Consider the following 25,458-nt stretch of genomic DNA (forward strand, 5'->3'; position numbering starts at 1 on the left):
GGGGTAGCCTGCGGGTTCCGGAGGGTCAAGATAGCGGCGGGCTCAGCGCGTGAGGTCGACCCAGATCAACGCGTGGCGGCTGGCGCCTTCGCCCTGGGGCCAGTGCAGCCCGCTGTCGGTCACCTGCCAGTCGCGCGAGGGCAGGATATAGTCGACGCGCATGGGGCCGGTGCTTTGCCAATTTGCGGTCGGGGCGTCGGGCATTGGGTTTTGCAGGCTGGGATGGGTCAGCAGGCTGCGCAGCGCCTCCGCTCTGCCATCGCTGCGGCGCAGGTCGAGATTGGCGTCGCCCAGCAGCACGAAGGGGCCGTCTGGCGGGGTGCCGATACGGCCCTCCAGGTGGTGCAGCCAAAGCGCTGTTTCATCATGGTTGCGGCGGCCATTGCGGTCTTCTGCTCCGTCAAAGACCGGGGGCGTCGCGTGATAGGTCAGCAGGGTGACGGGGCCATAGTCGGGCGTTAGGACCGGCAGCGACCAATGGCTGTTGGACGACAGCCGCTGGGTGGCATGGGCCTGTGGCCCGGCGAAAGGTGTGCCATCCGGTTTGGGGTAGAGCGTACCGGGCAGGTCTTTCCAGAGCAGCGTGCTGAAATCCTGAAGCTGGTCGGTGGCGAGGGGGTAGCGCGACAGGATTGCCATGGCCCCCTGCCCGAAAAACCGCCCATAGCCCTGCGCATCGCCTGCGCCGCCGGGCGTACCGTCCCCGTCCAAATCGATGCCGCTTTGCAGCCCGGCATTGGGCGGCCCTGCGAAACCATGCGGATAGGACAGCCCCGCATCCGCCAGCCGCGCGGCGAGCGCGTTGAGCGCGCGGCCTTCGAGGTCGTAGTCGATGCCTTGCAGGACGATGATATCGGGGGCGGTGGCAAGGATCGCTTCGGTGACCGCGGCGATCGCAGGGTCTCTGCGGCGCAGGATGTCGCGCAGGAGCAGGCCGGGGCCTTTGCGCGAAAGCTCGGTGTTGAATGTGGCGATGCGCAAAGGCTCGGCCTGCGCCAAGCCCGCGAGGAGCAGCAGGAGAGGGAGAAGCGCGCGGATCAGGCGGCCTGCAAATGCGCATCGGCATAGGCGCGACGGCGTTTGTCCTGGATCATCTCGGCCACGCGCCCCATGGCGACGCCCCGCATGATCATACTGGCGGGCAGAAAGGCCCAGGCGCTGATCGTCCAGATCATGGTCTGCGAATTGCTGACCGAGATCGGCACCACCAGATCAGCGGTCGCCTTGACCACCGCCGGGATCAGGAACGGCAGCAGGAAGCCAAGCGCGATATTGATCCGCGCGTCGCGTTGCAGACGGTGCAGCACATCGCCCCCGGCGGTGGGGTCGAAGAGCGGCAGGTTGACCCAGACGTTGAAGGCCCCCTGACGGGCCGGCCAGCCCATGACCCGCACCAGCAGCAGAAACGCGATCAGCGCGACGAGCGAGACCAGATAGGCCAAGCCAGCCGATGTGCGCACCAGATTGACCGTTTCGGCGCTGGCATCTGCGGGCAGCATCAGCACCACTAGCCGCACCGGAGAATAGGGAAAATCGACCGCATTGCCCAGAATGGTGCCGAGCAAAGTCAGCCCGGTGGTCAGCATGGTCGGATAGGTCTGCCCGCGCGCGATCAGCGACAGCACGAGGACCGTGAAGATCAGGCTCATGAACCGCAGCCGGTTGAACGGCGGCGCATCGCGGAACTCGACGATGCTGGGCAGGCGGGAGTTATATTCGAGGAAGGTCAACAGGGCGGCGACGAAGGCGATCAGCAGCGTGATCTGACTGGCTTCGGCATCAGAGCCGGGCAGCAAGAGCGCGGGGGTGGCGATCAATAGCGCCACCAATAGGCCACGCGTCGCCGCGCCTGTCATACGTCCAATCACTATACTGCCCTTCCAAACTGGCCAGCCGCGATACAGTGCCGCGCGCTTGTCCCAACTTGCTGTGCCCCGGTTGCGGGGCTTGCCTCATTATTGCCCAAATTGTGCCTTCTTTCCGCAGGGGCCTCAAGCCTTCGGCCCAAGAACAGCGGAGCTATGCGGCGTTTTCAGGGAAAGGGTGGTGCGTTCTTGCATCAATTCCGTGACGGGAAATTGGCAGACTGCCACATCTTGTGGGCGAGGCTTTGCCGCCCACAAGATTGATCTTAATAGCGATTCTGCTTCGCGCCCGCGGTCAGACCCAGGGGCGGCTTTGGCTCAGGCTGTCTTCGTAGCTGTCGATCGCCGCGCCTTTTTCCAGCGTCAGGCCGATGTCGTCCAACCCTTCGAGCAGGCAGTGCTTTTTGAAAGCGTCGACCTCGAAGGAGAACTGCTCGCCATCCGATGTTGTGACGGTCTGGTTTTCCAGATCAATCGTCATCCGCGCGTTGGAGCCTTTCTCGGCGTCTTTCATCAGCACATCGACCTGCTCTTGCGGCAGCGCGATGGGCAGGATGCCGTTCTTGAAGCAGTTGTTGTAGAAGATGTCGGCAAAGCTGGGCGCGATGACGCAGCGGATGCCGAAATCCTTGATCGCCCAAGGCGCATGTTCGCGCGAGGAGCCGCAGCCGAAGTTGTCGCCCGCCACAAGGATCTGCGCGTCGCGGTATTGCGGTTTGTTCAGCACGAAATCAGGGATCTCATTGCCGTCGCGGTCATAGCGCAGCTCGTCAAAGAGGTTCACGCCAAGGCCGGAGCGTTTGATCGTCTTGAGGAACACCTTGGGGATGATCATGTCGGTGTCGATGTTCACCAGCGGCATGGGCGCCGCGGTGCCGGTGATTTCTGTAAACTTTTCCATCGGGTTGTCCTTTGGTCTCGCCGGAACTCTACCGCCCTGCGGCGCGTTTCAGGCTATTGGGTATCAGGAGGGCATGGCATGTCGTACCAGACAGGCACGAAGGTGGAATGGGACTGGGGCAATGGCACCGGGACCGGCAAGATCGTCAAGAAATACACGCAGAAGATCACGCTGAAGCTGCAGGGCAGCGAGGTGACCCGCAAGGCGAGCGGTGACGAACCGGCCTATAAGATCGAACAGGACGACGGCAGCGAAGTGCTGAAGTCCGGCAGCGAGCTGCGCAAGGCCGACTGAGCCCCGCGCAACGCGCTTGGTATCCATTCCCCGCGCGCTCACGCCAATTCGCGCACGTCGGTCAGATGGCCGGTCAGCGCGGCCGCCGCGGCCATGCCGGGGGACACGAGATGCGTGCGGCCCTTATAGCCCTGACGGCCTTCGAAGTTGCGGTTCGACGTGGCCGCGCAACGTTCGCCGGGGGCGAGCTGGTCGGGGTTCATCGCCAGACACATGGAGCAGCCCGCGAGCCGCCATTCGAAACCGGCCTCGCGGAAGATATCCGCCAGCCCTTCTTCCTCTGCCTGTGCCCGGACAAGGCCCGAGCCCGGCACGACCATGGCGCGCAGACCGTCCTTGATCTTCTTGCCTTTCAGCACTTCGGCGGCGGCGCGCAGGTCTTCGATGCGGCCATTGGTGCAGGAGCCGATGAAGACCGTGTCGATCTCGATATCGGTGAGCTTCTGGCCCGGCTTCAGGTCCATATACTCCAGCGCACGTTTCACCGCATCGACCTTGCCGCCCTTGAAGTCCTCAGGCGCGGGCACGGTGGCGTCGATTGGCAGCACGTCTTCGGGCGAGGTGCCCCATGTGACGACCGGTGCGATGTCTTCGCCTTTCAGCGTCACGACCTTGTCCCAATGGGCGTCTTCATCAGAGAAGAGGGTTTTCCACCAGTCCATCGCCGCTTCCCATTGCGCGCCTTTCGGGGCGTGGGGACGGCCTTTGCAATATTCAAAGGTCTTTTCATCCGGCGCGATGAGGCCCGCGCGTGCGCCGCCTTCGATCGCCATGTTGCAGACGGTCATGCGGCCTTCCATCGACAGATCGCGGATCGCCTCGCCGCAATATTCGATGACATAGCCGGTGCCGCCCGCCGTGCCGGTGGCGCCGATGACCGACAGCGTGATGTCCTTGGCCGTCACACCGGGGCGCAGCTTGCCGGTGATCTCGACCTTCATGTTCTTGCCCTTGCGCTGGATCAGCGTCTGGGTGGCCAGAACATGTTCGACCTCAGACGTGCCGATGCCGTGGGCCAGCGCGCCGAAAGCGCCGTGGGTCGCGGTGTGGCTGTCGCCGCAGACCACGGTCATGCCCGGGAGGGTCCAGCCCTGCTCGGGGCCGACGATATGCACGATGCCCTGACGGATGTCCGACACCGGGTAGTAATGCACGCCGAACTCGCGGGCGTTCTTGTCGAGGGCCGAGACCTGAATGCGGCTGTCTTCGGTCATCGCCTCGGGGTCTTCGCGGCCCTCGGTGGTGGGGACGTTGTGATCCGGCACGGCGATGGTCTTGTCCGGCGCGCGCACGGTGCGGCCCGACATGCGCAGCCCTTCAAAGGCCTGCGGGCTGGTTACTTCATGCACCAGATGGCGGTCGATATAGAGCAGGCAGGTGCCGTCATCGGCTTCATGGACGACATGGGCGTCCCAGATTTTGTCATAGAGCGTCTTGGGGGACATGATGGTCCTCTCCCGTGGTTTGGAATGGCAAAGGGTGTAGCGGGTCGCGGGCTTACAGCCGTGCGAGAACGCTATGCGCCGCTCCGAAGAAGCGTTCGCGCAGTCGCGCACGGTCGCAAAGGTCAAACACCAGTATCATGGCCCAAGAGATACAGAGCCTTGACGCATCTCGCAAGCTGAGATCGGGGGCGAAGGGCGCGGGTGGCGGTACAGGGTGTTCTTGCCCCAGAGCGGGGGCTGTGCCACGCTGATCTTCCGCAAACCAAAGGCCGCGCATGATCCCGGAGACCCACCCCTTTGCGAACTTTCTCGTTTCGCTCAAAGCGTTGTTTGATGGGGTGCTTGGTTTTGGCGAGAGCATCCTCAGCCCCGGCTGGCGGCAAAACCAGATCCTGATCCTGCTGGCGCTGGTGGCGCTGGCCTGGGTGCTGCACCGGGTCACCGGCAATCTGCTGCAGAACTGGGCCCGCTCGCGCGAGGGCTGGTCGAAATGGCAGTTGCGCGTGGTAGTGCAGGTCCGGCGGCGGCTGGGGCTGATCTGGTTCGCAGTGCTGGCGGGGCTGCTGCATCAGGTGATGCAGAATATCACCTGGCCGTCGCGCTCCTATCTGATCGGCCTGGCGGCGACGCTGGCCACGATCTATGTCGGCATCGCCTTTGCCGCGCGCCTGGTGCGCAACCGCCCGCTGCGGCGCATGGTGACATGGGGCCTGTGGATCTACGCCACGCTCTATATGCTCAATGTCACCGATGAAGTGGCGGTGTTTCTCGACGGTCTGGCGCTCTCTATCGGAGAGTTCCGGGTCTCGGTCCTGACCATTCTGACGGCGCTGGTGGTGGTGGGTGCGCTCCTGACCATGGCGCGGCTGCTCAGCACCACCACGGCGGCGACGATCCGCAAGAACGAGGACATCAGCCCCTCGATGCAGGTGCTGGCCGTGAAAGGCGTGCAGATTCTGCTCTACGGGCTGGCGTTCTTTATCGGGGTGCGCTCTGTGGGGATCGACCTCACCGGGCTCGCCGTGCTGTCGGGCGCGATTGGTGTGGGCCTTGGCTTTGGCCTGCAAAAGGTCGTGTCGAACCTTGTCTCTGGCGTGATCATCCTGCTCGACAAGTCGATCAAGCCCGGCGATGTGATTTCTCTGGGCGAGACCTTTGGCTGGATCCAGACGCTGGGCGCGCGCTATGCCTCCGTGGTCACCCGCGATGGTAAGGAATTCCTGATCCCGAACGAAGACCTGATCACCGGGCAGGTGGTGAACTGGTCGCATTCCAATGACTTTGTGCGGCTCGATATCTTCTTTGGCACGGCCTATGCCGATGACCCGCATCTGGTGCGCAAACTGGCGGTGGAGGCGGCGAAAAGCGTGGACCGGGTGCTGAGCTATAAGGCCCCGGTCTGCCATATCGTCGGCTTTGGCGATTCGTCGGTGGATTACATCCTGCGCTTCTGGATCAAGGACCCGACCGGCGGGCTGACCAATATCCGTGGCAATGTCTATCTGGCGCTTTGGGATGCCTTCAAGGAACACGGCATCTCCATCCCCTTCCCGCAGCGCGAGGTAAAATTGGTCGAGGACAGCCAACTGGCGCTCTCGCGCGCGCCTGCCCCGGGCGAGCGGCGCGACTAGGCGGGGATTTGCGCCACGGTTAACGCTGTAGACACGCAATCCATTGAAAAATGCCCCTCGGGGCGCTAAATTAAGACTGCTCGGCACCGGGGCAAGCGTTCAGCATTGTTGGTGCATTACGAAGGAGGACAATGTCCTGTCTCTTACCGTTGACGCAGCGCAGGCTGCTGACCATGGGGCCGCGATGACTGCCGCCTCGCAAATCGCAACCAGCGACGACCTGCTGGCGCTTATCCTTTCCTCGCTGAATGACGACAAGGCCGAAGACATCGTGCAGATCGATCTGCGCGGCAAGACGGCCATCGGCGACTATATGGTGATCTGCTCGGGCCGCTCCTCGCGGCAAGTGTCTTCGATCTCGGAAAAGCTGGTGCAGGCCGTCAAAGACGCCACCGGGCGCACGTCCAAGATGGAAGGCCGCGAAACCGGCGACTGGGTCTTGATCGACACCGGTGATGTCGTCGTGCATGTGTTCCGCCCCGAAGTGCGTGAGTTCTACCAGCTCGAAAAGATGTGGCTGGGCGGCGAAGACGCGGCTTCGGCCATGCCGCACTGATCCCGCCCCTGCGGGACTGAGCCATGCGGGTCCATATCTGCGCCATGGGCCGGCTTCGCGCCGGTCCCGAAAAAACTCTTGTCGATGACTATCTCACCCGTTTTGACCGCACCGGCCGCGGTCTGGGCCTTGGCCCCGCGCGGGTGGTGGAGCTGGAGGACAAGAAGGGCGGCGGCATGGCGGCCGAGGCCGTCTTGTTGCAGCGCGCGATCCCGCAAGGGGCGGTGGTCTGCGTGCTGGACGAACGCGGCAAGGTTGAAACCTCCCCCGCTTTCGCAGACCGGCTTGGCAACTGGCGCGACGCCGGGCGCGGCGATCTGGCCTTCGTCATTGGCGGGGCGGATGGGATTGACCCCAGCCTGCGCGCACAGGCGGATCACGCGCTGTCCTTTGGCAAGATGGTCTGGCCGCATATGCTGGTGCGGGTCATGCTGGCCGAACAGCTCTACCGCGCGGCCGCGATCCTGTCAGGTGGGCCCTACCACCGGGTCTAGCCTGCCTTAGCGAAAGTCCCCAAGGGGCGATCGGATGTGGTACAGTTTGCAGATAACGCATCAGCAAAGGACCACCCCATGCCAAAACCTTGCCCTGTCGTTCATTTCGAAATGCCTTACCGCGATGCCGCACGGGCCGCGAAATTTTATGAAGACGCATTCGGCTGGCAGACCCAGAAGATGGGCCCCGATATGGGGGACTATGTGCTGCTTGAAACCACGGAGACAAAGGACAGCCGCCCCACGAAAGCAGGGGAAATCAACGGCGGTCTGTTTCCCCATAAAGAAGACTACCCCTCTCAGACCCCCTTGGTCGTGATCTCGGTCGAGGACATTGATGCGGCCATGGAGCGGGTTACGCAGGCAGGCGGGCGCGTTTTGGGAGAACCGGCCGAGGTTCCGGGGGTTGGCCGCTATGTGGCGTTTCAGGACTGCGAAGGCAATGGCGCTGCGATGCTTCAGCCTCAGACCTAGGGCCGGGCGGGAACGGGTCTTGCTTACCTCAAGCGGACCGGGGTGATCGCATCCGCCCAGCCATCGACATTGTCACGCGCCTGAATGCCCACCTCGGTGATGTCTTCGGGGATACGCACCCCCGACAGCGACCGCGTGAAGGGCTGTTCTTTGACATGGGGGTGGGCCAGATTGCGGGTGCCAAGCGGCTGGCCGTCAGGCGTAACCACACGCCAGGCATCGGCATAATGACCCCAGCCGGTATCGTTATGGCGCAGGGTGACATCGAATCTCCACAGATCGCCATAGCGAGAGACCACCACGTTCTGAACAATCGGGGGATCGGCCAAAGCCGGGGCCGTAAAGGCCAGAACGCTGGCAATGAGACTGCGCTTAAACATCTAAAACCACTCACAATAACAGGCTGACATATAGTGCGATTCGCCCCTGTTCCAAGGTCAAGCAGAGTCAGCGGGGCCAATTCCTGTCAAAGTTGCAAAAATCAGTGGTGCAATTGCACCAGCTGCGCGGCATCATAGCAACAATCATGCGCTGCTGCATGTCTGAAACACCGGAGGACCGCCATGGAGATGCCCCTACCAGATGCCGCGATCATCGCGCGCAAGGCGCGGGTGGTCTCCAAGCTGCGGGCGGCCTTGCCAGCGGCGGCGGTGATCGATGACGAACATGAGACCCGCGCCTATGAATGCGACGCGCTCACGGCCTATACCTGCGCGCCCATGGCCGTCACCCTGCCCGCGAGCACCGAGGAGGTCTCCGCCATTCTGCGCATCTGCCATGAGGAAGGCGTGCCGGTCGTGCCACGCGGCTCTGGCACCTCGCTCGCCGGGGGCGCATTGCCCACGGCGGACAGCGTGGTGCTGGGGGTGATGCGCATGGCCGAGGTGCTTGAGGTCGATTACGACAACCGCTTGATCCGGGTGCAAACCGGGCGCACCAACCTCAGCGTCACCGGCGCGGTGGAGGAGGACGGGTTTTTCTACGCCCCCGACCCGTCGAGCCAGCTGGCCTGCGCCATCGCCGGCAATATCGCGATGAACTCGGGCGGGGCGCATTGTCTGAAATACGGGGTCACTACCAACAACCTGCTGGGTGTGACCATGGTGATGATGGACGGCGAAGTGGTCGAGGTGGGCGGCGGCTATATGGATGCGGGCGGGCTCGACCTCTTGGGCGTGATCTGCGGCTCTGAAGGGCAGCTTGGCGTGGTGACCGAAGCCACCTTGCGCATCCTGCCCAAACCCGAAGGCGCGCGGCCCGTGCTGATGGGGTTCGACGACAACGCCGTGGCGGGGGCCTGTGTCAGCGACATCATCAAGGCGGGCGTGCTGCCCGTGGCGATCGAATTTATGGACCGCCCCTGTATCGAGGCCACCGAGGCTTTCGCCCATGCGGGCTACCCGATGTGCGAGGCGCTGCTGATTGTCGAGGTCGAAGGCTCGGAGGCCGAGATCGACCACCAGCTTGCCCTGATCACCGAAATCGCCCGCCGCCACAACCCGGTGGAACTGCGCGAAAGCACCAGCGCCGAGGAAAGCGCCGCGATCTGGCTGGGGCGCAAATCGGCCTTTGGCGCGATGGGGCAGATCAATGACTATATGTGTCTCGATGGCACCATCCCGGTGACCGAACTGCCCATGGTGCTGCGGCGGATCGGCGAAATGTCGGCGGACTACGGGCTGCGGGTCGGCAATGTCTTTCACGCGGGCGATGGCAATATGCACCCGCTCATTCTGTTTGACGCCAACACCCCCGGCGAGCTGGAGAAATGCGAAGCCTTCGGGGCCGATATTCTGCGGCTTTGCGTCGAGGTCGGCGGCTGCCTGACCGGCGAGCATGGGGTCGGGATCGAGAAACGCGACCTGATGCATGTGCAATATGGCCGCGACGATCTGGCGGCGCAGCTGGCGGTGAAGGATGTGTTTGATCCGGCGTGGCTGCTCAACCCGGCCAAGGTCTTTCCGCTGGATGTGACCGAAGAGCGCCGCCGCAGCGGGCCTGTGGCGGCATGAGCGCGACGGAAGTGACAGGCGAGGCGGAACTGGCCGAGGCGATCCGGGGGGCGGAGGGCCCCCTGTCGGTGCAGGGCGGCAACACCCGCGGCATGGCGGGATGCGGGGCGGCGCTGTCTGTCGCGGGGCTGAGCGGCATCCGCCTTTATGAGCCGGGCGCGCTCACCTTGGTCGCGCAGGCCGGCACCCCCCTGTCGGAAATCGAAGACGCCCTTGCCGCCGAGGGTCAGCGTCTGGCCTTTGAACCGATGGACCACCGCGCGCTTCTGGGCGGCAGTGGCACGCCGACCATCGGCGGGGTCTTTGCGGCCAATATCAGCGGCCCCCGGCGGCTCAGCGTCGGGGCGGCGCGGGATTTCCTGTTGGGGGTGCGTTTCGTCGATGGCAGGGGGCGGATCGTCAAGAACGGCGGGCGCGTGATGAAGAATGTCACCGGCTATGATCTGGTGAAGCTGATCGCCGGTTCCTGCGGCAGCCTTGGCGTCTTGACCGAGGTTGCGCTGAAAGTCATGCCGGTGCCGGAAACCAGCGCCACGCTCTGCCTTGCGGGGTTAGACGATCATAAGGCGGTCAAGGCGATGGCGCAGGCGATGCGCAGCCCTTTTGAAGTCACCGGCGCGGCCCATGATCCGGCGCGGAGGCTGACCCTCCTGCGGCTCGAAGGTTTCGCGCCCTCGGTGCGCTACCGCTTGGACCGGCTGCGCGCATTGCTGGCCCCGGTGGGCGCGGACATGCGGGTTCTTGAGGCCGAAGAATCTGAGGCCGCATGGCAAGAGCAGCGCGATGTAACGGCCTTCGCCAAGGCGCCGGGCGATGTCTGGCGGGTGCACTGCCGCCCGACCGAGGCAGTCGAAATCGCAAACCGCGCGGCGGCGGAGGCGCATCTTTTCGATTGGGCGGGCGGGCTCGTCTGGCTGCGCATGGCCCCCGGCACCGATCTGCGTGCCCGGCTGGGCAACTACGAGGGCCATGCGACATGGGTGCGGGCTGCGGCGGAAACACGGGCCGCATGTGCCCGAGAGCAACCGGCCTCCCCCGGCGTGACGCGGCTCAGGGCCGGGCTGCGCGCGCAATTCGATCCGCGCGGCATCCTCAATCGGGACCGAGCGGGGCAGCCGTGACTTTGGCGGCAACCTTCCTGACGGTCTTTCGGGGCGGCCCCTGGGCCTTTCGCCAGCTGACACGGCCCGCGCCCTGGTTCGGTCTTGCGCTGGCCGACCCTTTGCGCGGCCCATAAACCTCGGAGCTTTCATGCAAACGACCTTCACCCCCGACCAGTTGAAAAACCCCGACACCAAACGCAGCAATGAGATCCTGCGCGCCTGTGTGCATTGCGGGTTTTGCACCGCAACCTGCCCGACCTATCAGGTCTTGGGGGATGAATTGGACAGCCCGCGCGGCCGCATCTACCTGATCAAGGACATGCTGGAGAAAGACCGCGATCCGGACGCAAAGACCGTGCAACATATCGATCGCTGCCTCTCCTGTCTGGCCTGTATGACCACCTGCCCCTCTGGCGTGCATTACATGCATCTGATCGACCATGCCCGCGCCTATATCGAGGAACGCTACAAACGCCCTCTGGGCGAGCGCGCCCTGCGCTGGCTGCTGGCGCGTATTCTGCCCTACCCCACCCGGTTCCGGCTGGCCCTGCTTGGGGCCAAGGTCGGGCGGCCCTTTGCCCGGGTGATGCCCGACGCCCGGCTCCGCGCGATGCTGGAGATGGCGCCAAAGGTGATCCCCCCGGTCAGCCCCAATGACGCCCCGCAGTGCTTCCCCGCCAAGGGCAAAACGACCCGCCGCGTGGCGCTGATGACCGGCTGCGCCCAGCGCGCGCTCAACACCGATATCAACGATGCCACCATCCGCCTGCTGACCCGTGCGGGCTGCGAAGTGGTGGTGGCCAAGGGCGCAGGCTGCTGCGGGGCGCTGACCCACCACATGGGCAAGACCGACGACAGCCACGCCCATGCCGCAAGAAATATCCGCGCATGGGGGGCCGAGATCGACGGCGCGGGGCTCGATGCCATCGTCATCAACACCTCTGGCTGCGGCACGACGGTCAAGGACTATGGCCATATGTTCCGCAACGATCCGCTGGCCGCAGATGCAGCAAAGGTCTCGGCGCTGGCCTGCGATGTGACGGAACTGCTGGCGGACCTGGATCTGCCGATTACTGAGGCGCCGGAAATGGTCGTCGCCTATCACGCCGCCTGTTCCTTGCAGCATGGCCAGCAGATCAAGAGCGCGCCGAAGAAACTGCTGAAAGACGCCGGGTTCACCGTGGTGGAACCTGCCGACAGCCACCTGTGTTGCGGCTCAGCGGGAACATATAACCTCATGCAGCCTGAAATTTCCAAGCAGCTCAAAGAGCGTAAGGTCAAGACCTTAGAGGCCAAAAACCCCGATGTCATCGCGGCGGGCAATATCGGCTGTATGATGCAGATCGGCTCTGCCACGGGCGTGCCGGTGGTGCATACTGTGGAACTGCTGGACTGGGCCTGTGGCGGGCCGAAACCACCCGCATTGACGCGCGGGGCAGATCGCACCCCCGACGTGCAGCGATTGCGCTGAGCCGCCGCCCTATTTCTGCCGCACCGCTCTGATATATGCGGGGGTGGGACATGATTTCGAGGTGCATTTTGCGACAGTTTTTGGCGGCTATTCTGGCCGCGATTACCATGGCGACGGCGGCCCCGGCGCAGGACACGGCGCTCAGGGCGCTGGACAACGGCATCGACGCCGCCGCCTGGGAGGCTGTGGGACGGCTCGACATCGGCGGCACCGGCTTTTGCACCGGCACGCTGATCGCCCCCCGGCTGGTGCTCACCGCGGCGCATTGCCTGTTTGACCGCGAGACCAAGGCCCGCATTGACCATGGCAAGGTGCAGTTTCTGGCCGGCTGGCGCAATGGCCGCGCGGGGGCCTACCGCGATATCCGCCGCGCCGTGGTACATCCGGACTATGTCTATGATGGCGAGGTCTCCTCGGGCCGGGTGCGCAATGATCTGGCGCTACTGGAACTGTCCCGCCCGATCCGCAACACCACGATCCGCCCCTTTGGCACCGCCGCCCGCCCCCGTCCGGGCGCGCGGGTCGGCGTGGTGAGCTATGCCCGCGACCGCGCCGAAGCCCCCTCCCTGCAAGAGGTCTGCAAGGTGCTGGCCCAGCAAGAGGGGGTCTTGGTCACCTCTTGCTCCGTCGATTTCGGTTCCAGCGGTGCGCCGATCTTCAGCTTTGTCGCCGGCGAGGCGCATATCGTCTCGGTGGTCTCCGCCAAGGCCGAGGTCGAGGGTGAGCAGGTCTCGCTCGGCACGGCGCTCGGCGCGCCTTTGGCCTTGTTGCAGGCCGAACTCGTCGCCGGCAAAGGCGTCTTTCTGGGCTCTGGCTCGGCGGGAAAACGCATCCGGGTGGATCAACAACAGCGCGGAACCGGGGCAAAATTCGTCCGGCCCTGAAATCGCGTCACAGGGTCTTGAAAGCGCATTCTGCCCTCCACATATGAGCTTTGCCGAAGTGCCTGTTGAGGGCTTCGGCAGTCGAAAACCGGGTCTGTCCAATGGTGGAAGGCCCGATACGTCAATCGCTCAAAGATGAGGATGAAGATATGCGTACGTTTGATTTTGCACCGCTTTACCGGTCCAGCGTCGGTTTCGACCAGATCGCTAATATGATGGACCGTGTGCTGACCAATGATGGGGCCACCCCCAGCTACCCCCCTTATAATATCGAAAAGCTTGAGGACGATGCCTACCGCATCTCCATCGCCGTTGCGGGCTTTTCGGACAGTGATCTGAGCGTCGAAGTGCGGGAAAAGGCGCTGATCGTCTCGGCGCGCAAAGCGGATGAGGATGAGGACAAGACCTACCTTCACCGCGGCATCGCGACCCGCGCCTTTGAACGCCGCTTCCATCTGGCCGACCATGTGCACGTGATCGGTGCGGCCCATGTCAATGGCATGCTGCATATTGAACTGGAGCGTCAGGTGCCGGAAGCGCTGAAACCACGTCAGATCGAGATTTCCTCGGACGTGAAAGCCATTGAGAAGGACGTTGTTGACGCGAAATCCGTCAACTAAACGCCGCTCAGTGAGCTTTGCGAAGGCCCGCCCCGCCCGGCGGGCCTTTTTTATGCCAGCGCGATCCTTGGCCCCAAACGAAATATCAACCTCTGCCCGCCATTCTGCCGCTGAAACCAGAATGGATCACCGCCTTGCAGAATGCTGTCCTTAAGGCCTTCGCGGCCCTTATGCTCTTGCCCGGTCCTTTATGGGCCGAGGCTGTCTCGCTCCTGCCCCGCGCCGATGCCGCGCCCCGTGGGGGTCTCATACAGGCCAGCCTCCCCGCCCAGGACCGCGCCGCGCCCAGTCTGTTTATCGGACGCGCGGCGACGGGATTCTTCGCTGACCGACCCGCGCATGAACCGGTCTTTGCCGCCGCGCCCTTGCAGCGCTCCGGCGCGGCGGATGTCATGGTGATCCGCGCGTTGATCGAGGAAGCGGAATCGCGCCGCGATGGCTATGACGCGGTGCAGCACGGCGCAAGGATCAAGCCGGGCAAACGCCCCACGCAGATGACCGTGGCAGAGATTTATCGCTGGATCGACCGCACCCCCGGCCAGCCCCATGCGATTGGGCGCTATCAATTCATCCCCGCGACCTTGAAACGGGTGATGCGGCTGCTGGATGTGCCGCCCTCCGCGCGGTTCTCACCGCAGTTGCAGGACCGTCTGGCCGATGTGCTGCTGAATGAGGCCGGGCTGTCGCGGCTGCGGGCGGGGCGGATCAGCCGTCATGCCTTTATGAACAACCTCGCGAAAATCTGGGCCGGGCTGCCCAACAGCAGCGGCAGGTCACATTACGCGGGCTATGCGGGCAACAAAGCCTCGATCAGCTGGGCGCGCTTCGACGCGGTTTTGGCGCAGGTCTTTCCCAGCTAACAAAAAGGCCGCGCCCGGCAGGGGCGCGGCCTATGCGTGATCTGTCTGACGCGGTTTAGACGCTGAGGCAGACGTATTTCATTTCGAGATAGTCCTCGATCCCGTGGTGCGAGCCTTCGCGGCCCAGGCCGGATTGTTTGACCCCGCCAAAGGGCGCAAGCTCGGTCGAGATGATGCCGGTGTTCACGCCCACAATGCCATATTCCAGCGCCTCGGCCACTTTGTAGACGCGGCTCAGATCCTTGGCGTAGAAATAGGAGGCGAGGCCAAAGATCGTGTCATTGGCCATGGCGATCACATCGTCCACATCGTCGAACTTGAAGAGCGGCGCGAGCGGGCCAAAGGTTTCCTCTTGCGCGACCTTCATGTCCTGCGTCACGCCGGTGACGATGGTCGGGGCAAAGAAGTTGCCGCCCATGTCGTCCTTGTCATTGCCCAGAATGATCTTGGCACCGTTTTCAACCGCGTCCTTAATATGCTCTTGCACCTTGTCAGATGCTTCGGGGTTGATCAGCGGGCCAAGGTCAGTGCCGTCTTCAAGGCCGTCGCCGACCTTCATTTGGCTCACCCGCTCCTTCAGCTTGGCCGCGAAGTCATCATAGACGCCGGCCTGCACATAGATCCGGTTGGCACAGACGCAGGTCTGACCGTTGTTGCGGAATTTGCACATGATGGCACCTTCGACCGCCGCATCGAGATCGGCGTCGTCAAAGACGATGAAAGGCGCGTTGCCGCCCAGCTCCATGGAGCATTTCATCACCTGATCGGCGGCCTGTTTCAGCAGGATGCGCCCGACTTCGGTGGAGCCGGTGAAGGTCAGCTTGCGCACGGCAGGGTTCTCGCAGAACTCCTTGCCCACAGCGGAAGAAGAAGACGACGGCAGCACGTTGAACACGCCCGCCGGAATGCCCGCACGTTCCGCCAGCACGCCCATGACGATGGCCGAGAGCGGTGTCTCCGCCGCCGGGCGGGCGACAAAGGAACAGCCCGCCGCCAGCGCCGGGGCTGCCTTGCGGGTAATCATCGCATTGGGGAAGTTCCACGGGGTGATCGAGGCCGCCACGCCAATCGGCTGTTTCAGCACCATGATACGCTTGTCGCGCTGATGGCCGGGGATCATCTCGCCGTAGACCCGCTTGGCCTCTTCGCCAAAGAACTCGATGAAAGACGCGCCATAGGCGATTTCGCCCTTGGCCTCGGCCAGCGGCTTGCCCTGTTCGGCGGTCAGGATGGTGCCCAGATCGTCTTGGTTCTCCATCATCAGATCGAACCATTTGCGCATCACGGCGGCGCGTTCCTTGCCGGTCCAGGCGGCCCAGTCCTTCTGCGCCTTTTCCGCCTGCGCGATGGCCCCTGCCACCTGCGCGCGGCTCAGGTCTGCGACCTGCGCAATGACATCGCCCCGCGCGGGGTTGGTCACGTCAAAGGTGCCGTCCTCGCCATCGACCCATTCGCCGCCGATATATGCGCGCGTTTCCAGCAGACTGGGGTCTTTGAGCAGTGATTTCAGGTCCGTCTTTGCATCAGTCATGTCATCTCTCCGCTATTCTCTATGGTCTCCAAAGCAACAACGGGTATGATTGTCCAGAAAATGTTTGATCAAACCCGGGCTGGGAGACCCAGATGATGCTTGATGACGCCTATGAAAATTCCGCCTACATCGAAGGCGCCGACAGTTTCCCGCCCCGTTGGGAAAAGGAGGCGGCGGCGTTTCGCGCGCAGCTGGGCGCGCGGGCTCAATGCAATGTGCGCTATGGCCCGTCTGACCGGCAGAAGTTTGACCTCTTCCAGCCCGAAGGCGTGTCGCGCGGCACGGCGGTCTTTGTGCATGGCGGCTATTGGAAGGCGTTTGACAAGAACTACTGGTCGCATCTCGCCGCAGGCCCGCTGGCGCGGGGCTATGCCGTGGCGATGCCGTCCTATGACCTCTGCCCCGATGTGCGCATTTCCGAGATTTCGACGCAGATTGCCGCCGCGCTGACCGAGATCGCCAACCGCACCCAGGGCAGTATCGTTCTGTCGGGCCATTCGGCAGGCGGGCATCTGGTGGCGCGGATGACCGATCCGCTGCTCTTGGGCGCCGAGGTGCGCGACCGGATCACCCGGATCGTCCCGATCTCGCCGGTGGCGGACCTGATGCCGCTGCTTCAGACCGAGATGAACGATATATTGCGCCTGGACGAAGCCGAAGCCGAAGCGGAAAGCCCGGTCAATATGACCCCGCCGCACGGCGTCGATGTCACCGTCTGGGTCGGTGCGGAAGAGCGGCCCGTCTTTCTGGAGCAAGCCGAGAAATTCGCCCGCAACTGGGGCGCGCGGCAGGTGGTGGCGGAGGGCAAACATCATTTTGATGTCATCGACCCGCTAGCCGAACCGGACAGCGCGCTGACCAAAGCGCTGCTGGGCAGCTAAGCGCGGGCAAAGCCTCGACAAAAGTTGCAGCGCCAAGCGCTCGGCATTTGCCGCAGTGCCGCGAACGCGCTATGTCGGAAGGGCAAGGCCCGTCGCTGGCCGCGCAAGCTATTGGAAAGGGTCGGGTATGAGAATCGTCAAATGGGTATTCTGGATCACAATCTGGGCGCTGATCGCCGCGTTTTTCCACTATACCCTGCCGCAGACCGATATCGTGCGGGTGACGGACACCTATGAAAAACGCATCGACTTTGGCAATAATTCGATCTTCTGGTCGGGCTCCGCCACCGATGGCGCCGGCCAATCGGTCAACCGCGACGTCTTTTTCATCCAGACCCGCCGCGCCAAGGGCGATGTCATGGTCTACCGCAACGAAGACACCGGCTGGGGCTGGCCGCCCTATTTCAAATTCGACACGGCCAACCTTCAGGCCGAAGCGGCAGATGCCCGCAGCACCACCGGGGCGCCGCAGTATTATGCGCTGAAACATTACGGCTGGCGCAGTGAGCTTTTGTCGATCTACCCCAATGCCGTGTCCCTGCGCCCGGTCGAGGGGCCGGAGGCGGGCAAGGGGCTGCCGATCCTCAACATCATCATCCTGACCCTCTTTGCCGCGCTGGTCTATGCGATCTGGGTGCGCTGGCGTCGCTTCCGCCGTGCCCGGCTGGACCCGCGGATCGAGGCGCTTGAAGATGACATTGCCGCCCGGCGGGGCCGTTTCGCCCGCTGGCGGGCCGAGCGCCGCGCGCGAAAGTAAACATGATAGGAGGCGCGCTGTGCCTCGGGCGCTTGCCCGGCAGTCAATGCCCTTGACTCCAATCAAGGCCGCTTATGGACATTATCCTCGTCACCACGGTCATTGCCTCGCTGTTTCTGGTCATCGGCGTGGCCGAGCCTTTTGCGGCGCGGATGCGACTGCCTTACAGTGTTATCCTTGCGGTGCTGGGCATGCTGATCGGCACCGGCGCGATCTTTCTGCTGCGCACCAATCTGACCGACGCGCTCAACCCGGCGGCGGCGGCCATTCTCGAACTTCCGATCCGCTCCAACGTCTTCTTGTATGTCTTCCTGCCGACGCTGCTGTTTCAGGCCACGCTGGGGATGAACCTGCGGCGCATGTTGGACGATTGGGTGCCGATCCTGACGCTGGCGGTGGTGGCCGTGGTGGTGGCGACGGTGAGCATCGGCTATGCGCTGTTTTGGGTCAGCGCGATACCGCTCGCCGCCTGTCTGTTGATCGGGGCGATTGTCTCGACCACCGACCCCTCGGCGGTGGTGTCGATCTTCCGCTCGATCTCGGCCCCGCGGCGGTTGGCGCGGATCATCGAGGGCGAAAGCCTACTCAACGATGCCGCCGCGATTGCGCTCTTTGGCGTGTTCATGGCCTTTGTGATGCAGGGCACCCCGGACCCGAAACTCGGCAACGCTCTGGCGCAGTTCCCGATCTTGATCGCCGGCGGCGCGCTGGTGGGCTGGCTGGGGGCGCGGATCGCGGTCTGGGTCATGGCGCTGTTCAGCCGCCATGAGCTGGCGCAGCAATCGATCTCGGTCGCCCTGCCCTATCTGGCCTATATCGTCGCGGAACAAAGCGTGGGCGCCTCTGGTGTGATTGCTGTCGTGGTGGCGGGTCTCACGCTGAACCTGACCGCGCCGGGGCGGCTGCCGCCGCAGTCCCTGACCAACCTGCGCGAGCTTTGGGATGTGCTGGCGCATTGGGCCGGGGCGTTGATCTTTATCCTCGCCGCCCTGTTGATCCCGCGGCTGCTCGAAGAGGTCCAACTGTCGGACTTTCTGCTGATCGCGGTCACCGTCGTCGCCGCGATCATTGCGCGTATGGTGATCCTGTTCGGCCTGATGCCTTTGCTGAGCGCGCTGCGCCTTTCGCCTTCCGTCGAACGGCGCTACCGGGTGGCCATCCTCTGGGGCGGGCTGCGCGGGGCGGTGACCCTGTCGCTGGCGTTGGCGGTCACGGAAAGCACCCGGGTGCCGCCTGATATCCAGCGGCTGGTGGGTATTCTGGCGACCGGATTCACCCTGTTCACCCTTTTGGTGCAGGGCTCCACCCTGCGGTGGATGATCGGCAAACTGGGGCTGGATCAACTGTCGCCCATCGACCATGCCCTGTCGCGGCAGGTGGTGGCGGTTTCGCTGCAGACCGTGCGCGAGGATGTGGCCCGCACCACGGAAAACTACGATCTGGACCATGACATCGTGCGTTCCGAGGCCAAACGCTTTGGCGAGCGGCTGGAAGTGGCGGTCAAGGCGGCCGAGGATGCGTCGGACATTCTGGACCGGGACCGCATTGCTCTGGGGCTCATCGCCCTCGCGGGGCAGGAACGCGAGACCATTCTGGCGCGGGTGCGCGAGCGGACAATCTCGGCCCGGATGGCGGATCTGGTGCTGTCGGACGCGGACCGGCTGATCGAAGCCGCCCGCACCCAGGGCCGCAGCGGCTATCAACGCGCGGCCCGGCGCAGCGTGGCCTATGGGCGCAGCTTTCGCGCCTCGGCGGTGCTGCATGGGCGCTATGGCATCTCTGGCCCGCTGGCGCGCATGACCGCCGACCGTTTTGAACATCTGCTGTCGCAGCGGCTGATCCTGAAAGACCTCGGCGGCTTTATCGACGGCCGCATCCGCCGCATCCATGGGCGGCGCGTGGCCGAACTGCTGCATGAACTCCTGTCGCGCAGGATCGAGTCTGTCGAAACGGCGCTGGAAGGGCTGCGCCTGCAATACCCCGGCTATGCGGAAGAGCTGGAACGCCGCTTTATCCGCCGGACCGCCCTGCGGCTGGAAGAACGCGAATATGCCACCATGCGCGAAGACGGGTTGATCGGGGCGGAGGTTTACACCGCGCTGATGCAGGATCTCACCACCCGCCGCGTCGCCGCCGAGGACCGCCCGCGGCTCGACCTTGCGGTGCAGCGCGGGGCCTTCATCCGCCAGTTCCCGCTGTTTACCGACCTCAAGGAAAGCACGCTGCGGCGGCTTAGCCGCTCTCTTGTCACCCGCTATGTCGATGCCGGAACCGTCGTGCTGCGCAAGGACATCCCGGTGCGGCAGGTGTTTTTCATCGCCTCTGGCGCGGTGGAGCTGGAGACCGCCGGGCAGACCTGGCGCCTGGGCCGGGGGGAGATGTTCGGCCAGATGGCGATCCTGACCCATAAGGCCCGCCGCGCGGATGTGCGCGCCATTGCCCCCACCACCCTGCTGGTGCTGGACGAAGACCGTTTCAGACGCCTGCTAAGCCGCAGCGGTGCCCTGCGCCGTGCTGTGCTGGCCAGTGCCGAAAAGCGCGGCATCGACCCTGTGGACCTCTTGCCAAAACGCCAAACCCGGTAACGGTGATCGCCGCGTAGCGGAATCCTCTTATGGTTGCTTTTGCTGCATTTTACCGCTTTTCCTTACCTTTTGGCAGAACCAGATAGCGTTGCCTGACGGCGCTATTCACGGTAGCATCTATGGTTCAATCCTGTGGGTCCTGTGGTTGCCGGGGCGTGGCAATCCGGGGCCAAGACTGTGTCACTTGGAGGCGGGGGCGCGAATAGTTTGCAGACGGAGAAAACGGCAGATCTCACCCAATATTTGGCCTCGATCATCGAAAATTCTGATGACGCAATCATCACCAAGAACCTCGATGGCATCATTCAAACATGGAACCGTGGCGCGACTCATCTTTTTGGCTACAGCGCGGCAGAGGCCATAGGCCAGCCGATCTTGATGCTGATCCCCAGTGATCGGCGAAATGAGGAGGACGAGATCATGGCGCGGCTGCGCCGGGGCGAGCGGATCCAACAGTTCGAGACGATCCGCCGCCGCAAGGATGGCAGTGAAGTCCCGATTTCCCTGACGATCTCGCCGGTGCGCAACGCATGTGGGGAGGTGATCGGCGCCTCGAAAATCGCGCATGACATCACTGCGCAGATCGAAGCCGCTGAACGCCAGCGGCTGCTGCTGGCCGAGATGCGGCACCGGGTCGGCAATTGCTTTGCCGTGGCGGGCAGCCTGATTTCCGTCACCGCGCGGGGGGTCGAGACCTCCAAGGAACTGGCCCGTGAAATGCGCTGCCGCCTGATGGCCTTGTCTGCGGCGCATCGCTTGGCAGTGGTTGACCCCAGTGGCGCCACCACCTCGCCCACGTCTTTGGAGCAGCTTCTGGGTTCGGTTGTCAAACCGCTGGCCGCCGCGCAGCGGGTCGAATTGAAGATTGATAAGATCTGCATCGCGCCCGAAGCCCTGACCTCGCTTGCGATGATCCTGTATGAATTGGCCACCAATGCCGCCAAATATGGAGCCTTCTCGCAGCATGACGGCGCGCTGGACGTTCGCGCCCGGCGGGTCGCGGATCGGTTGGTGATCGAATGGAATGAGACCTGCGAGATCGAGCCTGTCGATGCCCGGAAAACAGGGTTTGGCACACAGATGTGTCAGGATGTGGCGCGGTCATCGCTGGGCGGGACGATCAAGCGCGACTTCAGACCGACCGGAATGCGGGCGGTGATCGATCTGGAACTGGCCAGACTGGAGGCCTGAGAAAAGCCCCGCGGCCACGGAAGGGCCGCAGGGCTGGGAAAAGCCTTAGTCGGCGTCGACCACGGTTTCACCGGTGGCGGCGTCGATCAGTATTTCACGCTCGCCGGAGGCATCGGTCAATTCGATTTCATAGACCATCCGCCCGTCTTCCTCATCGAGCGAAAGCTCTTCAATCTGCGTGACCCCGGTGGCTTCAAGATCGGCCAATGCCTTCATCAGAATGTCACCGGAGTCGCCGGCCGCGCGCAGCTCATCCTCTTGGAAAAGCCCGCTCAGAAAGCTGGTCAGCCGCTCTTCGGACTGGGACAGCACGTCGCCGGTCTGCGCATCGACCGCCAATTCATAGACATCCGAGCCTCTGACCATGTCGATCTCATAGATCAGCCGGCCATCCTCGGTTTCGATCTCAGCCTCAAGCACGCCGCCGTCGAACTGCGCCTGCGCCGCCTCGATCGCGCGGGTCATCGATACGCGCTCGTTTTGGGCCGCAGGCGCCGGGGTCGCCGCGTCCTGGGCCATGGCCGATGCGGGGGCCAAGATTAGCGTGGCGGCGAGGGCTGTGAAATGCTGTCGCATGGGAGATCTCCTGTTTGATCGCGAAAGACTGGCCGCTGCACCCGTTCGGATGCGGGCCTCTGCTGTCACAACCCCCAGCAAGACCGCGCGTTCCATGCGCCAACCGCGCCTCGGTCAATCCGCGAAAAGCCGCTCTGTCTGCGCGATCTCGCGCGCCTTTTCTTCGGGGATCATCAGGAACTGACCCAAGGCAGCGGCATTGCTGTCCGGATCCGCCGTCTCGCGCAGGCAGTTGTAATGCTCAAACTGCGCATCCCTGATGCAGTCAGTCTCATGCAACATCGCGCCGCGGATCGTCGGCAAGAGCCGGTTCAGCGTTTCCTGCGAGGTCTGATCCCCGGCAAGGCCCGAACGCATGGCGTGGCCGATCAGGTAGTCGTCCGGCAGGCGACATTCGATCTCCAGCATGCGGGTGATCGACCGGTCCGAGGCGAAGTCGTTCAAAAGATCGAGGTTCGCCGGGTCGATACAGACGATCAGCCGGTCGGTCTCGTAATAGTCAAACAGCATCCGCAGCACCGCGCGCCGGTGCCGCGTGCGCTTTTCCAGCGTTGTCTGAATGCCGCCAAGGTCCGGCAAAGGGGTGTCTTCTTCGCTGAAAAGATACTCCACGGCAGGCAGGTTGGTCACTTGGCGGATGCGCTCAAGCACCCGTTTCGCCACGTTCCATTTCTTGCAGATCACGATCAGCAACTCGCGCTCCCGGCCCAAAGTCGCTTCGGTCTCCCAGAACCGGTTGGCAAAGCGCCGCCCGATCCGGCCACGCCCCGTCAGGAAATCAAACAGGCTGCGGCCCTCGTTGCTGATCTGGAAGGGCACCGACCGCGCGGCATAAAGCAGGCCCAGGCGGCGCTTGAGGTCCACCGCTTCGGGGCTGATCTTGCGCGCGAACAGATAGTTCTGGCTGAGCAGCAGATCATAGTGATCGTTGTAGAAGGTCACCGGCATGCCGTAGTCGGTGAACATCAGGAAAGTGAGACTGCGGTTTTCGATCTCGGCTTCGGGCACAAGATGGCGCACCAGCGTTTGAAAGAATGTCTCATCCGGTATCCAGGTGCTGCGGAAGAAACGGATGACATCGCGGCGTTGTTTTACGAACTCCAGCAGAAATTCGACCGTGCGACGGCGCAGGCACCACCATTGGCTGCCGATTTGAATCTGCAGGTCGGCAGGGATGCTACGGGTGAGGCCAAGGCGCTTTTGCAGGTTGAACATGGCATAGAACAGCTTTCGCTGGGTCCGCTCATTGAACCAATGGCGGTAGATCAGCCGCTCTTCCTTCCAGCCGGTCTTGATCCAATCGCTCTTGAAATAGTCCACGCTTTCGATGAAATCCCGGTCGTGCTCATCCAAGAACTGATGCACATATTCCGCCGATTTGATCGCCATGCAATCGCCCGACAGCATGTAGAAATGCGTGGCGCGGGGGAAGTCCTCCACGGCGGCGCGCAGGGTGTGCAGAGTTGCCTCCACCAAAGACCACTCGCCCCAGCCGCAGCGGATGCGTTTGCGCGCGAAGGTGACATTGGGATTGTCCGCAAGAGCGCTGGTGATCTGGCGGTAAGCCGCGGGATCGGCCGAGCCATCAAAATGGATCGCCATGAAATCGCCCACCGCCGTCAGCCGCTCGGCCTGCCGAATGATGGCCTCCGGATCTTTGTGGCACAGCAGAAGATAGGCGATTTTAGCCATGCAGGATACCGACAGCCCTTTCACATGTGGCCCATGATACCGGACCGTTTATCTAGTTAATCGTGAAGACAGATTGAATAAACAGCCTATCTTTGCTTTTTTGCGGCAGCGCCAGACTGTTGCTTAAAACAGTCAGCGCCAGCAGGAGGCATAGGAGCATGGGTTTTCCCGGAACATGGATGACGGAAAGTGAAAGCATGGTGTACCGGGTGGTGCCCAAATGCGCCTGTTCGACGATCGGTCAGATCATGTATTATTCCGACCACGGCACGTTTTTCGACGGCGACATTCACGATGCCAAGGATGGCATTCACAAATGGGCGCTGGATGGCTCGCAGGGGCCGATCACCGAGAATGTGACCGGGCATAAGTCGCTGGCCTTCACCTGCGTGCGCAACCCCTATACCCGTATCCTCTCCTCCTTCTTTGACAAGATCTGCGGCATCCAGCGCAATGGACGGCGCTATCGCGGCAATCTGGTCCCGCTGTTGGTGCAGAAATACGGGATCGACGTGGGCGGCGAGGACGGCAAGCAGGCGTTCGACCAGATCGCCAGCTTCCGGCGCTTCTTGCTTTTCGCGCGCGACACCATCCGCTGGCGGCGGCCGATGGACCCGGACATTCACTGGTCGGCGGTCTCGGGCCATGTCAGCACCTTCATCATCAACGGCGGCAGATACGACCAGATCTTCTGGACGGAACAGTTCAACGACGGGATGCAAAAGGTGCTGGATACGGTCGAGACGCCGCACCGGGTCGATCTGGCCGCGATCCCCCGCTTCAACGAAAGCGAGGGCCATGGGCCCAAACGCGCGCATCCGGTGGCGGATTACTTCGACGATCTGTCGATGCATCTGATGCGCGAGATCTACAAGCGCGACTTTGATCTGTTCAAATATGACTTCGACAATCCGGCCAATAAAATGCCCGTCGGAGAGATCGATCTCGACGAGGTGCATGCCAAGCTCGGCGACTGAACAGCGGCATCTTGCGCCGGGGCGGGCGGCGCTCTACATGTTTTGCCATGTCACAGGTCAAATCCAGTTCCAAATCCGATCCGAATTACAAGGTGATCGCCGAAAACCGCCGCGCGCGGTTTGACTACGCGATCTCTGAAGACATCGAATGCGGCATCGTCCTTGAAGGCTCGGAAGTGAAATCCCTGCGCCAGGGCGGGGCGAATATCGCCGAGAGCTATGCCGCGGTGGAGGATGGCGAACTGTGGCTGGTGAACTCCTATGTGGCACCCTATAAACAGGCCACGACCTTTCAGCATGAGGAACGCCGCCGCCGGAAGCTGCTGGTCAGCCGCAAGGAACTGGCCGACCTGTGGAACGCGACGCAGCGCAAGGGCATGACGCTGGTGCCGCTGGTGATGTATTTCAATCATCGCGGCATGGCGAAGATCAAGATCGGCGTGGCCAAGGGCAAAAAGCTGCATGACAAGCGCGAGACAGCGGCCAAGCGCGATTGGTCGCGCCAGAAGCAGCGGTTGCTGAAGGATCACGGCTAAAGGGGCGCAGGCCCGAAACGAGCCGAAGGCGCTGGCCCTCCTCACCCCTCTCGCCCCCCTTCCACTTGCCAGCACCCCCCGCCGGTTATAGTCAGGGACAACGCCCGCGACGAAGGAGGCCC

General features: G+C 63.1%; 25 protein-coding genes. 17 read left to right on the forward strand and 8 right to left on the reverse strand.

What is annotated here, in order from left to right; translation table 11 throughout:
- Positions 1 to 42 precede the first annotated feature (42 nt).
- The 3 genes from AB4M76_RS02270 to leuD all read right to left on the reverse strand — a co-directional run bounded on the left by AB4M76_RS02270 (position 43) and on the right by leuD (position 2,766).
- A complete protein-coding gene (locus AB4M76_RS02270; RefSeq protein ID WP_368440188.1) occupies positions 43 to 981 on the reverse strand; it encodes an endonuclease/exonuclease/phosphatase family protein in 939 nt (312 codons plus the stop codon).
- Positions 982 to 1,037: 56 nt separating this feature from the next.
- Positions 1,038 to 1,868 carry a hypothetical protein gene (locus AB4M76_RS02275; RefSeq protein WP_368440189.1) on the reverse strand — a complete coding sequence of 277 codons (831 nt, stop codon included), beginning with the start codon at positions 1,866 to 1,868 and terminating at the stop codon, positions 1,038 to 1,040.
- Between the two features lie 292 nt (positions 1,869 to 2,160).
- The gene (leuD, locus tag AB4M76_RS02280) at positions 2,161 to 2,766 is read right to left on the reverse strand and encodes a 3-isopropylmalate dehydratase small subunit (RefSeq protein WP_368440190.1); all 606 of its coding nucleotides are present in this window, start codon (positions 2,764 to 2,766) and stop codon (positions 2,161 to 2,163) included.
- 78 nt (positions 2,767 to 2,844) lie between these two features.
- On the opposite strand from leuD, the gene AB4M76_RS02285 reads away from it, so the two are divergent.
- Positions 2,845 to 3,060: a DUF2945 domain-containing protein gene (locus AB4M76_RS02285; RefSeq protein WP_368440191.1), complete on the forward strand. Its 216-nt coding sequence runs from the start codon at positions 2,845 to 2,847 to the stop codon at positions 3,058 to 3,060.
- 38 nt (positions 3,061 to 3,098) lie between these two features.
- Here the strand turns inward: AB4M76_RS02285 and leuC are convergent, their stop codons facing one another.
- Entirely contained in the window at positions 3,099 to 4,505 is a 1,407-nt protein-coding gene (gene leuC / locus AB4M76_RS02290) for a 3-isopropylmalate dehydratase large subunit (RefSeq protein WP_271692824.1), read from the reverse strand.
- Between the two features lie 275 nt (positions 4,506 to 4,780).
- On the opposite strand from leuC, the gene AB4M76_RS02295 reads away from it, so the two are divergent.
- The 4 genes from AB4M76_RS02295 to AB4M76_RS02310 all read left to right on the forward strand — a co-directional run bounded on the left by AB4M76_RS02295 (position 4,781) and on the right by AB4M76_RS02310 (position 7,660).
- Positions 4,781 to 6,136 (forward strand): mechanosensitive ion channel family protein, encoded by a 1,356-nt coding sequence (locus AB4M76_RS02295; protein WP_368440192.1) that lies wholly within the window; start codon positions 4,781 to 4,783, stop codon positions 6,134 to 6,136.
- 184 nt (positions 6,137 to 6,320) lie between these two features.
- Entirely contained in the window at positions 6,321 to 6,692 is a 372-nt protein-coding gene (rsfS, locus tag AB4M76_RS02300; protein ID WP_368440193.1) for a ribosome silencing factor, read from the forward strand.
- A gap of 23 nt (positions 6,693 to 6,715) precedes the next feature.
- Positions 6,716 to 7,186, forward strand: coding sequence for a 23S rRNA (pseudouridine(1915)-N(3))-methyltransferase RlmH (rlmH, locus tag AB4M76_RS02305; RefSeq protein ID WP_368440194.1), 471 nt, complete (start codon positions 6,716 to 6,718; stop codon positions 7,184 to 7,186).
- Positions 7,187 to 7,264: 78 nt separating this feature from the next.
- Positions 7,265 to 7,660 carry a VOC family protein gene (locus AB4M76_RS02310; protein ID WP_368440195.1) on the forward strand — a complete coding sequence of 132 codons (396 nt, stop codon included), beginning with the start codon at positions 7,265 to 7,267 and terminating at the stop codon, positions 7,658 to 7,660.
- A gap of 23 nt (positions 7,661 to 7,683) precedes the next feature.
- On the opposite strand, the gene AB4M76_RS02315 is transcribed toward AB4M76_RS02310, so the two are convergent.
- Complete coding sequence (locus AB4M76_RS02315; protein ID WP_368440196.1) at positions 7,684 to 8,040, reverse strand: hypothetical protein; 357 nt, start codon at positions 8,038 to 8,040, stop codon at positions 7,684 to 7,686.
- A gap of 183 nt (positions 8,041 to 8,223) precedes the next feature.
- Here AB4M76_RS02315 and AB4M76_RS02320 point away from each other — a divergent pair, with 183 nt between their 5' ends.
- From AB4M76_RS02320 to AB4M76_RS02345, 6 genes are all read left to right on the forward strand, one after another.
- Positions 8,224 to 9,672 carry an FAD-linked oxidase C-terminal domain-containing protein gene (locus tag AB4M76_RS02320; RefSeq protein WP_368440197.1) on the forward strand — a complete coding sequence of 483 codons (1,449 nt, stop codon included), beginning with the start codon at positions 8,224 to 8,226 and terminating at the stop codon, positions 9,670 to 9,672.
- Positions 9,669 to 10,793: an FAD-binding protein gene (locus tag AB4M76_RS02325; RefSeq protein WP_368440198.1), complete on the forward strand. Its 1,125-nt coding sequence runs from the start codon at positions 9,669 to 9,671 to the stop codon at positions 10,791 to 10,793. The genes AB4M76_RS02320 and AB4M76_RS02325 overlap by 4 nt, the downstream gene beginning before the upstream one ends.
- Before the next feature lie 130 nt (positions 10,794 to 10,923).
- Positions 10,924 to 12,246: a glycolate oxidase subunit GlcF gene (glcF, locus tag AB4M76_RS02330; RefSeq protein WP_368440199.1), complete on the forward strand. Its 1,323-nt coding sequence runs from the start codon at positions 10,924 to 10,926 to the stop codon at positions 12,244 to 12,246.
- A gap of 107 nt (positions 12,247 to 12,353) precedes the next feature.
- The gene (locus tag AB4M76_RS02335; protein WP_368440331.1) at positions 12,354 to 13,130 is read left to right on the forward strand and encodes a serine protease; all 777 of its coding nucleotides are present in this window, start codon (positions 12,354 to 12,356) and stop codon (positions 13,128 to 13,130) included.
- Positions 13,131 to 13,279: 149 nt separating this feature from the next.
- Positions 13,280 to 13,750 (forward strand): Hsp20 family protein, encoded by a 471-nt coding sequence (locus AB4M76_RS02340; protein WP_368440200.1) that lies wholly within the window; start codon positions 13,280 to 13,282, stop codon positions 13,748 to 13,750.
- Between the two features lie 134 nt (positions 13,751 to 13,884).
- Positions 13,885 to 14,610, forward strand: coding sequence for a hypothetical protein (locus AB4M76_RS02345; protein ID WP_368440201.1), 726 nt, complete (start codon positions 13,885 to 13,887; stop codon positions 14,608 to 14,610).
- Between the two features lie 55 nt (positions 14,611 to 14,665).
- Here the strand turns inward: AB4M76_RS02345 and AB4M76_RS02350 are convergent, their stop codons facing one another.
- On the reverse strand, positions 14,666 to 16,141 hold the full coding sequence (locus AB4M76_RS02350) for an NAD-dependent succinate-semialdehyde dehydrogenase (RefSeq protein WP_368440202.1): 1,476 nt from the start codon (positions 16,139 to 16,141) through the stop codon (positions 14,666 to 14,668).
- A 92-nt stretch (positions 16,142 to 16,233) separates the two neighbouring features.
- On the opposite strand from AB4M76_RS02350, the gene AB4M76_RS02355 reads away from it, so the two are divergent.
- The 4 genes from AB4M76_RS02355 to AB4M76_RS02370 all read left to right on the forward strand — a co-directional run bounded on the left by AB4M76_RS02355 (position 16,234) and on the right by AB4M76_RS02370 (position 21,555).
- The gene (locus tag AB4M76_RS02355; RefSeq protein WP_368440203.1) at positions 16,234 to 17,022 is read left to right on the forward strand and encodes an alpha/beta hydrolase; all 789 of its coding nucleotides are present in this window, start codon (positions 16,234 to 16,236) and stop codon (positions 17,020 to 17,022) included.
- A gap of 127 nt (positions 17,023 to 17,149) precedes the next feature.
- Entirely contained in the window at positions 17,150 to 17,779 is a 630-nt protein-coding gene (locus AB4M76_RS02360; RefSeq protein ID WP_368440204.1) for a DUF1523 family protein, read from the forward strand.
- Positions 17,780 to 17,853: 74 nt separating this feature from the next.
- A complete protein-coding gene (locus tag AB4M76_RS02365; protein ID WP_368440205.1) occupies positions 17,854 to 20,364 on the forward strand; it encodes a cation:proton antiporter in 2,511 nt (836 codons plus the stop codon).
- Between the two features lie 207 nt (positions 20,365 to 20,571).
- Positions 20,572 to 21,555 (forward strand): PAS domain S-box protein, encoded by a 984-nt coding sequence (locus AB4M76_RS02370; RefSeq protein ID WP_368440206.1) that lies wholly within the window; start codon positions 20,572 to 20,574, stop codon positions 21,553 to 21,555.
- A gap of 45 nt (positions 21,556 to 21,600) precedes the next feature.
- On the opposite strand, the gene AB4M76_RS02375 is transcribed toward AB4M76_RS02370, so the two are convergent.
- On the reverse strand, positions 21,601 to 22,131 hold the full coding sequence (locus AB4M76_RS02375; protein WP_368440207.1) for a PepSY domain-containing protein: 531 nt from the start codon (positions 22,129 to 22,131) through the stop codon (positions 21,601 to 21,603).
- A gap of 114 nt (positions 22,132 to 22,245) precedes the next feature.
- Complete coding sequence (locus AB4M76_RS02380; protein ID WP_368440208.1) at positions 22,246 to 23,823, reverse strand: DUF5928 domain-containing protein; 1,578 nt, start codon at positions 23,821 to 23,823, stop codon at positions 22,246 to 22,248.
- A gap of 158 nt (positions 23,824 to 23,981) precedes the next feature.
- Here AB4M76_RS02380 and AB4M76_RS02385 point away from each other — a divergent pair, with 158 nt between their 5' ends.
- Together AB4M76_RS02385 and smpB are read left to right on the forward strand one after the other, a co-directional pair.
- Entirely contained in the window at positions 23,982 to 24,800 is an 819-nt protein-coding gene (locus AB4M76_RS02385) for a sulfotransferase family protein (protein ID WP_368440209.1), read from the forward strand.
- Positions 24,801 to 24,847: 47 nt separating this feature from the next.
- On the forward strand, positions 24,848 to 25,336 hold the full coding sequence (gene smpB / locus AB4M76_RS02390; protein WP_368440210.1) for an SsrA-binding protein SmpB: 489 nt from the start codon (positions 24,848 to 24,850) through the stop codon (positions 25,334 to 25,336).
- Positions 25,337 to 25,458: the final 122 nt, after the last annotated feature.

This window comes from Sulfitobacter sp. PS-8MA, assembly GCF_040933935.1.
GTDB lineage: Bacteria > Pseudomonadota > Alphaproteobacteria > Rhodobacterales > Rhodobacteraceae > Sulfitobacter.